11 protein-coding genes are annotated in these 11,200 nt (G+C 74.1%); 3 read left to right on the top strand and 8 right to left on the bottom strand.

Annotated elements, in window-relative coordinates:
- Positions 1–120: 120 nt before the first annotated feature.
- Positions 121–723, bottom strand: coding sequence for a response regulator transcription factor (locus tag ACIPSJ_RS17880; protein WP_355721154.1), 603 nt, complete (start codon positions 721–723; stop codon positions 121–123).
- A gap of 488 nt (positions 724–1,211) precedes the next feature.
- On the opposite strand from ACIPSJ_RS17880, the gene ACIPSJ_RS17875 reads away from it, so the two are divergent.
- On the top strand, positions 1,212–3,935 hold the full coding sequence (locus ACIPSJ_RS17875) for a LuxR C-terminal-related transcriptional regulator (protein ID WP_401346726.1): 2,724 nt from the start codon (positions 1,212–1,214) through the stop codon (positions 3,933–3,935).
- Positions 3,936–3,963: 28 nt separating this feature from the next.
- On the opposite strand, the gene ACIPSJ_RS17870 is transcribed toward ACIPSJ_RS17875, so the two are convergent.
- Positions 3,964–5,199 (bottom strand): amidohydrolase, encoded by a 1,236-nt coding sequence (locus ACIPSJ_RS17870; RefSeq protein WP_401346723.1) that lies wholly within the window; start codon positions 5,197–5,199, stop codon positions 3,964–3,966.
- Positions 5,200–5,348: 149 nt separating this feature from the next.
- On the opposite strand from ACIPSJ_RS17870, the gene ACIPSJ_RS17865 reads away from it, so the two are divergent.
- Positions 5,349–5,570, top strand: a complete 222-nt coding sequence (locus ACIPSJ_RS17865; RefSeq protein ID WP_355721146.1) for an antitoxin — start codon at positions 5,349–5,351, stop codon at positions 5,568–5,570.
- Between the two features lie 13 nt (positions 5,571–5,583).
- Here ACIPSJ_RS17865 and ACIPSJ_RS17860 read toward each other — a convergent pair whose 3' ends face one another.
- From ACIPSJ_RS17860 to ACIPSJ_RS17845, 4 genes are all read right to left on the bottom strand, one after another.
- On the bottom strand, positions 5,584–6,522 hold the full coding sequence (locus ACIPSJ_RS17860; protein ID WP_359211211.1) for an MIP/aquaporin family protein: 939 nt from the start codon (positions 6,520–6,522) through the stop codon (positions 5,584–5,586).
- A 129-nt stretch (positions 6,523–6,651) separates the two neighbouring features.
- Complete coding sequence (locus ACIPSJ_RS17855) at positions 6,652–7,317, bottom strand: SDR family NAD(P)-dependent oxidoreductase (RefSeq protein WP_359211214.1); 666 nt, start codon at positions 7,315–7,317, stop codon at positions 6,652–6,654.
- An 86-nt stretch (positions 7,318–7,403) separates the two neighbouring features.
- Positions 7,404–8,054, bottom strand: a complete 651-nt coding sequence (locus tag ACIPSJ_RS17850) for a DUF4328 domain-containing protein (RefSeq protein ID WP_401346720.1) — start codon at positions 8,052–8,054, stop codon at positions 7,404–7,406.
- Positions 8,055–8,127: 73 nt separating this feature from the next.
- A complete protein-coding gene (locus ACIPSJ_RS17845; RefSeq protein ID WP_401346717.1) occupies positions 8,128–8,796 on the bottom strand; it encodes a hypothetical protein in 669 nt (222 codons plus the stop codon).
- A 116-nt stretch (positions 8,797–8,912) separates the two neighbouring features.
- Here ACIPSJ_RS17845 and ACIPSJ_RS17840 point away from each other — a divergent pair, with 116 nt between their 5' ends.
- Entirely contained in the window at positions 8,913–9,890 is a 978-nt protein-coding gene (locus ACIPSJ_RS17840) for a formylglycine-generating enzyme family protein (protein WP_401346714.1), read from the top strand.
- 13 nt (positions 9,891–9,903) lie between these two features.
- On the opposite strand, the gene ACIPSJ_RS17835 is transcribed toward ACIPSJ_RS17840, so the two are convergent.
- Both ACIPSJ_RS17835 and ACIPSJ_RS17830 read right to left on the bottom strand, forming a co-directional pair.
- On the bottom strand, positions 9,904–10,335 hold the full coding sequence (locus ACIPSJ_RS17835; protein WP_401346712.1) for a hypothetical protein: 432 nt from the start codon (positions 10,333–10,335) through the stop codon (positions 9,904–9,906).
- A 48-nt stretch (positions 10,336–10,383) separates the two neighbouring features.
- Entirely contained in the window at positions 10,384–11,124 is a 741-nt protein-coding gene (locus ACIPSJ_RS17830) for a DUF4232 domain-containing protein (RefSeq protein ID WP_401346710.1), read from the bottom strand.
- Between the last annotated feature and the right edge of the window lie 76 nt (positions 11,125–11,200).

Raw genomic sequence — 11,200 nt, 5'->3', positions numbered from 1 at the left:
AACTCACCGCTCCCCGCTCACCTTTCGCCCAGTCTCCATCCTGCCGCCCACCACGGGCGCCCCGCAGGCACCACCGGGCAGACCCCGCTGCCCCCGAACCGGTGTCCGGTGCCCGTTCGGTCAGATGTAGCCTTCCCGGAGGGCATGGGCCACGGCGTGGGCCCGGTTGCGCAGATGCAGCCGGGTCGTCAGCCCGTGCATGACGTTCTTGACGGTGCGCTCGGAGTAGGACAGCTTGCTGGCGATCTCACCGGTGTCGAGCCCCTCGGCGACCAGCCGCAGTACGTCCACCTCGCGGGCGGACAGCCCGGAGGCCGGCGCGCCCGGCCGGCCCGCCGCGTTACGGTGCAGGGTCCCGACCTGGTTGATGAGCCGGCCGAGCAGGTCGGCGGGCAGGTCCCCGTCGCCCCGCGCGGCCGCGAGCACGGCCTGTACCAGCCGGTGCTCGGTGGCCTCCTGGCGCCATACGATGGCCCCGACCCCGCACTCGATCACATCGAGCAACTCGGTCTCGCGCAACGCCCCGACCACGAGCACGGCGCGCGCGCCCTCACTGCGCACGACCCTGCGCAGCCGGGTCAGCTCCGGTTCGTCGAGGCTGTCGCTGATCAGCAGCGCGACGGTGCCGGGCCCGGTCTCGGACTCCTCCCGCAACTCGACCTCCGGATGGCGCCGCAACTGGCTCAGCGCGCCCTCTCGCGAGATCGGGTCCGGTGCGTACACAGTGACGGGCGTGCGCCCGCCCGATACGACTGAGCTGTGGCTGAGCAACCGCTTCCCCTATGTCCACGTGCCGGCCACCCCTGAGGGAACGGTGACAGGCGGGAGTACCTCAGCCTGCTGTGCCCGATGGGGCACCGGCAATCGTGGAGCACCACGAGAACGACCACGAGATGTTGGGGCGCCGGGTGGGGGTGGCGGGGTTGTGGGGCCGGTGCGGGCCGGTGGGGGCCGTTCGCGCAGTTCCCCGCGCCCCTATCGGGGCACGACCGGTGGACCCACCTTCTTGGGGGCGCGGGGAACTGCGCGACCAGCCACAAAGCACCCGCACCGGCCCCACAACCGCAGGCATCCCACCCAACTCCACAGCCCCGTACCAAATATGACGCCCCGGCAACAAACGACACCCCCGCCCCCGCCTTCCCACAACCTCTCCCGCCCCCACCCCCTCTAACCCCCCGAACCCACACGCGCACCGCGAGGAGCCAGGAATGACCCATCCGTCCCCTGAACTCGCCGACGCCATGCACCTGTTGGCGGCGGAAGCCGACCGCACGCGGACCGGCGGCGGCCGGCTCGTGCTGCTGCGGGGCGCCACCGGAACCGGCCGCACCACCGTCCTGGAGGCCGCCGCCGCACACGCGGCCGCCCTCGGGCTGAGAACGCTGCGCGCCCGCTGCTCCCCCGCCGACACCGCCATCTCCTTCGCCACGGTGCTGCAACTCCTCGGCCCGGTACCGGAGTTCGCCGACCTCGCGGTGGACGGCGACGAGCGGGCCACCGCCGCCGGACTCTGGCGGGTGCTGCGCTCCTACGCCGAGGACTCCCCGCTGCTCGTCGCCGTCGACGACGTGCACCTCGCCGACGCCCCCTCGCACCGCTGGCTCGTGGAGTCCGCCCGGCACATCGACCGCTTACCGATCCTGCTCCTGGTCAGCGAGCGCAGCCAGTACGACCTGGCCCCGCCCGCCCCCGGCTTCGCCCACTCCCTCCCCCCGGCCCTGGTCCGCACCCACACCCTCGCCCCCCTCACCCCCGAGGCCGCGGCGGGCCGGGTGCGCGAGGCGTTCCCCGGCGCAGACCGGGCCTGGGTCGACGCCTGTGTGAGCGCCGCCGCCGGCAGCCCGCTGCTGCTGCGCGCCCTCCTCGACGACCTCGACGACACCCGGCACCCGCAGGTCCCCACCGCCACGGCCGCCCTCTACCCGGGCGCGTACCCGGCGGCCGTCCAGTGGTGGCTGGACAGCGCCGGCCCGGCCACCACCGAGGTGGCCCGCGCGCTCGCCGTCCTGGAGGAGGACACCGCCGGCGGTCTGCCGGAGCAGGACATCACCCCGCTCCTCGCCGAACTGGCCGACGCCGACCCCACCCGGGTGGCCGGCTGGCTCACCGCCATGACCAACCTCGGCCTGCTCACGCCGGGTCCCGACGGCCGCCCGCACTACCCGCACCCGCTGCTGCGCGACGCGATCCTCTCCGGCGTCCCCGGCGCCGACCGCCGCGCCGCGCACCGGGCGATCGCCGAGGCGCTGCTGCACCAGGACGCCCCCGCCGAGGCCGTGGCCCGCCAACTGCTCTCCACCGGACCGGTGGAGGCCCCCTGGGCCCCGCCCCTGCTGCAGGACGCGGCCACCCTCGCCCTCTACGAGGGCCGCCAGGAGGACGCCGTCGCCTACCTGCGCCGCGCCCTGGAGGAACCCCTTCCCGACGAGCGCCGGCAGCGGCTGCTGACCGAACTGGGCTCACTGGAGTACGCGGCGCCCCGCTCCACCGCCGCGATCCCCCGGCTCGCCGAGGCAGTGCGGCTGCCCGCCGCCCCGCAGGACCGGGTGCGCGCGGCCGTCGCCCTCGGCACCGCGCTGACCGGCCGGGGCCGCACCCGCAAGGCCGTCGAGGTGCTGCGCTGGGTGGACGGCGAACTGGACGGCCACCCGGACCTGGTGCGCACCCTGCACACCGCCTCCGTCCTCTTCTCCGACCAGGACCAGGAGATACGCCAGGAGCTCTACCAGCGGCTGTCCGAGAACGCCGACCGCTCCCCGGAGCTGGTCGGCACCGCCGGCCAGGCCCTGCTCGTGCGGCACGCGGCCGGCGCGGGCCTCACCTCCGCCAGGGACGCCATGCGGCAGCTGCGCACCCTGCTCGCCGAGCCCTCCGACCCGCTCACCGAGCCGTTCCTGGTCGGTACCGCGGCCACGGTCGCCCAGTGGGCCGACGAACTCGACGAGGCCGACCGGCTGGTGGACCGCGGTCTGGCCGGGCAGCGCCCCGACCTGCTGCACCCCATGCACCAGGCCCTGATCAACAACCGTACGGACATCGCGGCGGCCCGCGCCGACTACGCGCACCTGGCCGACGCGTCCGAGGCGGTCGCGCCGACCAACGTCCACGCGCACACCCTGATCGCGCTGGTGGAGACGGGCCGTACCGCGCAGGCCGAGCGGCTGGTCGCCGGGATCGACCTGGGGGAGGCACCGGACTCCTGGGAGCTGAACCGGTTCCTGTACGCGCGGGGGGTGGTGCGGGCCGCCGCCGGTGATCCGGCCGCGGCACTGCACGACTTCCTGGAGTGCGGCCGCCGGCAGTCGGCCCGGGAGGTGGTCAGCCCGGTGGTGACGCCCTGGCGCACGGCCGCCGCCGAGTGCCGGCTGGCCCTCGGCCGTCCGCTGGAGGCGATCGCCCTGGCCGAGGAGGAGCTGCGGCTGGCCCGGGTCTGGGGCACCCCGCGCACGGTGGGCCGGGCGCTGCGGGTGCTCGGTGCGGCGACCGTCGGCCGCCGCGGCCTGGAACTCGCCGAGCAGGCGGTGGCGTTGCTGCGGGACGCCCCCGACGCCGGTGCGGAGCCCACGGAGGCACTGATCGCGCTCGGCCGCCGGCTGACCGCCGCCGGCGAGGCCGCCCGGGCCCGGGACTGTCTGCGCGAGGCCGCCGGGCACGCCGAACGGCTGGGCGCCGTACGGCTGGTGGAGCTGGCCGAGCGGACGCTGCGCAAGGGCGGCGCCCGCTCCCCCCGGCGCCGTACCGGTGCCGCCTCCCTCACCGGCAGCGAGCGGCGGATCGCCGAACTCGCCGCCGAGGGCCGCACCAACGGGGAGATCGCCGCCCTGCTCCACCTGGCCCGGCGCACCGTGGAGACCCATCTCACCCACACCTACAAGAAGCTGGGCATACGGCGGCGGACGGATCTGCGCCCGGCCCTGGAGCAGGGCGCCTAGCCTCCGTACGGGCCGCCGGGGGCCCGGGTCAGGGGGCCAGCCAGTGGTCGGCGGCGGCCAGCAGGGCCCGTACGCCCGTCTCGATCGTCGGCTCCGGGACGGGGGCGAAGTGCGGGGAGTGGTTGGAGGGGATCTGCGGCGGGATGCCGTCGCGGATCAGGGCCTCCAGGTCGACGCCCTCGTACAGCTTGTGGTCGGCGCCGCCGACGAACCAGAAGACCGAGGGCGCGCCCAGGGCCGTACCGAAGGCGCCGAAGTCCTCGCTGTTGGGGACCGGAGAGGTCAGTTCGAAGGTGAGGCCCGGGAACGCGCCGGCCAGGGCGGCCTGGACGGAGCCGGTGGCGCCGGGGTCGTTGTGGGTGACCGGGAAGGAGTCGATGACGGCGATCTCCGGTTCCCTCGGCGCGGCGGAGGCGGCGGCCTCGGCCCGGACGATCCGCTCGATCGCGGCGAGGACCCGCTCCCGTACGACCTCGGTGGTGGACCGCACGTTGAGCTTCAGCTCGACGGTGTCCGGGATGATGTTCTCCTTGGTCCCGCCATGGATCGAACCGACCGTGACGACGGCCTGCTGATTCGCGCCCACCTCCCGGGAGACGATCGTCTGCAGCCGCAGCACCACGGCCGCCGCCAGCACCACCGGGTCGACGGTCGCCTCCGGCGTGGAGCCGTGCCCGCCCCGCCCGAACAGCGTGACCCGCAGGCTGTCCGCGCCCGCCATCAGCGCCCCCGCCCGGGTCCCGACCAGCCCCGCCGGGGCGGCCGCCACATGCTGGGCCAGGCACACGTCCGGCCGCGGGAACCGCTCGGCGAACCCGTCCGCGAGCATCTTCGGCGCCCCGCCGACCTCCTCGGCCGGCTGGAACACCGCCACCACGGTCCCCCGCCAGCCGTCCCGGGCGCCGGCCAGCTGCCCGGTCGCCCCCAGCAGCCACGCCACATGCATGTCGTGCCCGCACGCGTGCATCACCCCGTCGTTCTTCGAGGCGTACGGCAGCCCGGTCTCCTCGGTGACCGGCAGCGCGTCCATGTCGGCCCGCAGCAGGACGACCGGCCCGTCCCCGTTGGCCAGTACCCCGACCACGCCGGTGCCGCCGACGCCCTCGGTGACCTCCCAGCCCTGCTCCCGCAGCCGCTCCGCGACGACGGACGCGGTCCGCTCCTCCTGGAAGGACAGCTCCGGGTGCGCGTGCAGATCCTCGTAGAGCGCCCGGAGTTCGGGGAGCTTCCCGCTCAGGCCGGTCAGGAGGGGGCTGCTGCTCATGGCGTGTCTCCAGGGGTGGGTGGCTTGCCTGCCCGTCGAGTCTCCACCCTCGCCCACCGCGGGAAACGCCCGGGCGCTCCTTTCACGCCCCGCCCGGTACCCCGGGCGCCGTCTTGTCACCGCCGGCCGGTCCTGGGGACGATTTCGGCATGTTCGATGGAATGGACGGGCTGAAGAACCTGGCGGACAAGGCCAAGGACCTCGCCGAGGAACACGGCGACGTCATCGAGACGGGTCTGGAGAAGGCCGGCGACCTGGCCGACGAGCGGACCGACGGCAAGTACACCGAGCAGATCGACACGGGGGTGACCAAGGCGCAGCAGCTCGTGGAGCGCCTCGGCCGCCAGGCGGAGCCGCCGAAGGAGACGTGACCCCCGGCAGCTCTCACTTCTCGTCCGTCTCGGGGCGGGTGCGCCCGGGCTCGGGCAACTCGCCCCGCTGGAGCCGGGCGTGCAGGATGTCGCCGATGAACAGGTCGTAGATCAGCACGCCGATCAGGCCGCCGATCAGCGGGCCGACGATGGGGATCCACCAGTAGCCGCTGAACCACGCCCCGTCGCCGGGGAACGCGTAGCTCTTCCACCCGGCGAACCAGGTGAGCAGCCGCGGTCCGAAGTCGCGGGCGGGGTTGATGGCGTAGCCGGCGTTCGCGCCGTAGGACATGCCGATCGCGGCGACGACGAAGCCGACGACGAGCGGTCCCAGGTTGGCCCCTACGGCCGTGTTGCGCAGGTCGACGACGGCCACGATGAACATGACCAGGAAGGCCGTGCCGACGATCTGGTCGATCAGCGGCCCCCAGATCCCGCCGTGGAAGTAGGGCGCGGGGAAGGTGGCGAAGATGGAGAACGTGGCCTCCGTGTGCCCGCCGACCTTGGGCGGCTTGGAGGCGGCGTCGAACGCGTTGATCGCGTCGTGGTAGACGAGGTAGACCAGGGCGGCTCCGGCGAGGGCGCCGAGCACCTGGGACACCCAGAAGGGCACCACCTTCGCCCAGGGGAACTTGCGGCGGACGGCGAACGCCAGCGTCACCGCCGGGTTCAGATGGGCGCCGCTGACGCCTCCGGCCACATAGACGCCGAAGGTCACGGCCAGGCCCCAGCCCCAGGTGATCAGGAGCCAGTCGCCGGCGGCGAGGAAGATCGTCGTGGGCGTCTCCGCGCGCCCGGACCCGGGCAGCGCCGCGACGGCCATCGCCACGACACCACACCCGAACGAAATGAGGACGAACGTCCCCAGGAACTCTGCCAGGCACTCCCCGAGGAGCCCTCCACGGCTTCTGAGCTTGGAGGGCTTGAGGAGAGGAGAGATTTCCACAGCCATCGCTGGCCCCCTTAGCCATCCCTGGCTCCCAGTGGGGAGCAATCAGACCGAACACCATATTGACCTAAAAATGATGTTCGCGCAGATCGACCGGAAACGGGAGGTCAAGAGGGCTTTTGTGGCGTTCGGTCACCCCTCCAGGTCGTCGGCGTAGTGCCGGAACCCGTGCCGGTCCCGGTGCATCTCCCAGAGCGTGTCGGCGAGCACGGCGGGGTCCTTGCGGGCGTGCCCGGCCACGATCGCGCCCGGGATCACCAGCTGCGCCACATGGATGCCCTCCCCGGCGAGCCGGTCGTGCAGCAGATGCCCGTAGGCGCTCTCGGCGGCGAAGGCGATGGAGGTACCGGCCCGGTCGGGATGGGGGATGACGGCGGTGCCGCCGTTCACGAACAGCACGGTCCCGCGGCCCAGCTCGCGCATCCCGGGCAGCACCTGCTGCACGGCGGCCACCGGCCCGTACACGGAGAACTCGACCGGCCCGAGCAGGTCCGCGTGGGTGGTCTCCAGCACGGGAAGCATGAAGTCCCGCTGCGGCACCGGGCTGTACTGCAGGATCTCGACGGTCCCGAGCTCCTCGGCGGCCCGCGCCAGCGCCCCCGCGAGGGCCAGCGGGTCCCGTACGTCGGCGGCGAACCCGCGCGCGGAGACGCCGAGGCCGGACAGCTCACGGGCGAGGGCGTCCAGCCGCCGCCCGTCCCGGGCGACGAGCGCGACCTCGTACCCCTCCCGCCCGAACCGCCGGGCGACGGCGGCCCCCAGCCCGGGTCCGGCCCCCACGATGGCGATACTGCTCACGGTGTGACTCCTGACGGCTGAGGCGGCGGGGCGCGCACCCGGAGGTGTCCGGGTGCACCTAGGTCCGTACCGCGCCGCCCCGGACTTCACACGTGGAGCGCCGCCCGCTCCGTCTGGACCCGGGTGACGGCCCGCACCACGGCCGCACCCGCGGCGGCGGCCCCGACCAGCGCGAGGTCGCACAGCACCAGCGGCCAGACGTTGTCGTAGGCCCGCGCGACGAGTTCGTCGGTGGAGTCGCCGTGGACGAGCCCCACCCCGCTCACCAGCCCCACCAGCCAGAGCCCCCACCACACGTCGACGACCCGGGGCAGCCGCCGCCCCGGCGCGCTGTCCCGGTACACCTCGGCGACGACCCCCCGGGGAATCCAGAGGTTCCCGATCGGCACGACCCACCCGAGCAGCACCCACACCCCCCGGTACCGGGGGGCCCGCCCGGACAGCACCCGCGCGTTGCCGCGCACCCGCCCCAGCCACACCAGGAAGGCGACCACGCACACGGCCGTCAGTACCCCGCCCACGGAACTGACGAGGTGATACCCGTCCTCCAGGGAGGTCAGCGCCCGGTGCCGCCCGTCCCCCTGGTCCGGCGGCCCGCCCGCGGGCTCCCCGGCCCGGGCCAGCCGCACCTCCCACCCGGCCCGCACCGCCCACCCGGCACCGGCCAGCAACAACGCGGAGGAGGCGACGGCCCCGGCCGCCCGGACGGGGTTCAAGCCGACTATGTCTTCACTCACGCAATGATCCTTGCGCACGGACAGCCACGGGAGCCACGGCTGTTACGGGCCTGGGACAGGCGCTCTTCCCGGCTCAGTCCTCCGGCGGCTGGGCCTCGATCAGACGTTCCGCGATGTCGTCCGCCCACGCCTGGGCCCACTGCCGCAGCTCGGTGATCGCCTCGTCGTCCAGACCGCAGGCCGCGAACTCCCGGTCGTCGATCCAGTCCGCGCCGGTCAGCCGGGACTGCAGGTCCGTGAGGTCGAAGGTGTCACGGGCGTGCCGGCGGCCGAGGTCCTCCAGGTCGGGGAGGGTCCAGCGGGCCGCGGCGGCGTGCACGACCAGGAGGTCCCGGGGCAGGCCGCGGTCGGTCAGCGTCCACACCCTCATGCCGACCACGTCCTCCAGGGACAGGGCCGGGCCGAGTTCCGTGCGGACCGGCGGGTGCCAGAGCACCTCCTTGAGGAGGACGACCTCGCCGTCCTCCTCCGAGACGGCGTCCGTGACGACGAGTTGCGCGGAGAGCGGGTCCGACTCGCGGATCCGCACCCGCCAGCCGCGTTCACGCAGCCCCGCCTCGACCGTGGTGGCGATCGTCCGCATCGGCGCCGGATGCTGCGTCGCCGCCTCCACGGTCCGTCCGGCACGGTCGAACAGGCCGTGGGCCTGGGCCGCGTGGTCCCCGGCCAGCATCAGGGGATACGCGGCGCCGACCGCCAGCAGGTCGGGCAGCAGACGGCTGTGCAGGTGGGTGACGTTCACGTGGCGGCCGCCGTACCGCGGGGGAGCGCGGAGGCCGAGGGGGGTGCCATGGGGCGATTATCGCCGGGGGCGGGTGCGGGTGCGGTGCGCACAGACACCTGCGGCACACTCCGCACATGGAGTCCACCCGTCCGCCGTCCGCGTGCTGCGCGCCCTCCGCCCGCGCGGAAGAACTCCCCGTCCCCGTGGAACCGCCGCTCCCCGTCCCCGTGCGGCCGTCCTCCCGGTCCCTGCCCGCTCCCGCCGGCGCGCCGCGGGAGGACGGCATGGTCGCGCTGCCCGGCGGGGAGTTCCTGATGGGGGCCGAGGACGCCGACGGGTTTCCGGCGGACGGTGAGGGGCCGGTGCGGGCGGTGCGGGTGGCGCCGTTCCTGGTGGACGCGTGCGCGGTGAGCAATGACGCGTACGCCGAGTTCGTCGCCGACACCGGGCATGTCACCGACGCCGAACGGCTGGGCTGGTCGTACGTCTTCGCCGGTTTCCTGCCCGCCGCGCTGCGCCGGGACGCGCCCCGGCCGCCGGAGACGCCCTGGTGGTGTGCGGTCGCGGGAGCCGCCTGGAACCGGCCGGCCGGACCGGGCAGCGGCCTCGACGGGCTCGGCGACCATCCCGTCGTCCATGTCTCCTGGTACGACGCCGCCGCCTACGCGTCCTGGGCCGGCAAGCGGCTGCCCACCGAGGCGGAGTGGGAGTACGCGGCCCGCGGCGGTCTGGAGCAGGCCCGCTACCCGTGGGGGGACGAGCTGGACCCGGACGGCGAGTACCGGTGCAACATCTGGCGCGGCACCTTCCCGACCCGGAACACCGCCGCCGACGGGTACCGCGGCACCGCGCCCGTCGACGCCTTCGCGCCCAACGGCCACGGCCTGTACAACACGTCCGGCAACGTCTGGGAGTGGTGCGCCGACTGGTGGACGACCGAGCACGGCGGCCACGCCGCACCGGTCCACGGGGGCGCGCGCGTCATCCGCGGCGGCTCCCACCTCTGCCACGCCTCCTACTGCAACCGCTACCGGGTCGCCGCCCGCACCGCCAACACCCCCGACAGCTCCACCGGCCACACCGGCTTCCGCTGCGTCCGCGACGCGGGGTGAACGACGGGCGCGGCTACGGACGTCCCGCCGCGTCCGGCGTGTCCGGGAGGTAGAGCGCCAGCGCCCAGATCACGAAGAAGTCGATGGCGATCATGATGAGCGCCCAGAGCGGGGCGTACGGCAGGAACATGAACTGGGCGATCATGCTCAGCGCGGCCAGGAAGATACCGAGCCCGCGGGCCCAGCCGGGGGCGCCCTTGAGGAGGGCGGCGCCCGCGACGACACCGAGGGCGCCCAGGACCACCAGGATCCAGCCCCAGCCGGTGAGGCTGATCTTGTAGACGTAGTCGTGGACGCGTGCGTACACGTCGTCGGTGGCGAGCGCGGAGATGCCCTGCAGGATGGCGAAGACGCCGTTCATCAGCAGGAGGACCCCCGCGAAGACGATCCCGTCGCCGGTCCGGCCGGCGCTCGGGGTCGGTGCCGGATGCGTCTGCTGTGTCATGGGTACGACGATCCGGCCGCCCTCGTACCCCCACCACGGGGATTACGCCTAACGGGTGACGGGGCCGACGTACGTCCCCGGGTGCGTCGCGCCGTCCTGGAGCACGATGGGTCCGCCCTGCCAGGGCAGGTCGTACGACGTGCGCTGGTTCGGCGCAGTGATGACCACCGTGCTCGGGCTGAACGCGTCGGAGTCGTCCGACTCCAGGTAGGTGATCGTGAAGTGGGCGGCGGTGCCGTTGGCGAGGGTGACCCGCTGCGGGGTGGCGCCGCTGCGCTGGAGCGACCACTGCTTACCGCTGTTGACCAGGTCGACGCCCGGGAAGCCGTACAGCGTGCAGGTGTGGCCGCTCTTGTTGGTGAGCGCCACGACGACGGCCTGCTGGTCGCCCTTGACCGCGCCCGCGGCGGCGTCGCCGCTCGCCCACGAGTAGTCGAGCTGGGAGGCCTGGCAGGCGGGCACCGAGCCGCCGGAGGTGGACGAGCCACCCGAGGTGGACGAACCGCCCGACGTGGACGAGCCGCCCGACGTGGACGAGCCCGAGGTGCCCGACGAGCCCGAGGTGCTGCCGGTGCCGGACCCGGTGCCGGAGCCGCCCTTCGCACCGCCCGTCGAGCCGGACGCCGTCGTGGAGTCGCCCGCGGCCGGGGCCGCCGAGCCGCCGTCGGCGCTGACGGAGCCGCTCGCGGTGCCGTTGCACGCGGTCAGCAGGGCCATCAGCGCGGCGGCACCGGTCAGCGCGGCGGCGGTCTTGCGGAGGTGCGGGCGGCGGTTGCGAAGGTGCGACATGGGGTCCCCCAGCGGTGGTGATCTCCCCGGCTCTCTGCCGGACACCCCTTTCGATGCGGCCCCCGGAGGGGAAGTT

This window comes from Streptomyces sp. NPDC090088, from assembly GCF_044747345.1.
Taxonomy (GTDB): Bacteria; Actinomycetota; Actinomycetes; order Streptomycetales; family Streptomycetaceae; genus Streptomyces.
This window is presented reverse-complemented; position numbering and strand designations above follow the sequence as displayed.

Bases quoted from the DNA above. Each gene is read 5' to 3' on its own strand.
- ACIPSJ_RS17840 (WP_401346714.1), top strand. From the start codon at position 8,913: ATGGAGTCCACCCGTCCGCCGTCCGCGTGCTGCGCGCCCTCCGCCCGC.
- ACIPSJ_RS17865 (WP_355721146.1), top strand. From the start codon at position 5,349: ATGTTCGATGGAATGGACGGGCTGAAGAACCTGGCGGACAAGGCCAAG.
- ACIPSJ_RS17835 (WP_401346712.1), bottom strand. From the start codon at position 10,335: ATGACACAGCAGACGCATCCGGCACCGACCCCGAGCGCCGGCCGGACC.
- ACIPSJ_RS17875 (WP_401346726.1), top strand. From the start codon at position 1,212: ATGACCCATCCGTCCCCTGAACTCGCCGACGCCATGCACCTGTTGGCG.
- ACIPSJ_RS17860 (WP_359211211.1), bottom strand. From the start codon at position 6,522: ATGGCTGTGGAAATCTCTCCTCTCCTCAAGCCCTCCAAGCTCAGAAGC.
- ACIPSJ_RS17870 (WP_401346723.1), bottom strand. From the start codon at position 5,199: ATGAGCAGCAGCCCCCTCCTGACCGGCCTGAGCGGGAAGCTCCCCGAA.
- ACIPSJ_RS17830 (WP_401346710.1), bottom strand. From the start codon at position 11,124: ATGTCGCACCTTCGCAACCGCCGCCCGCACCTCCGCAAGACCGCCGCC.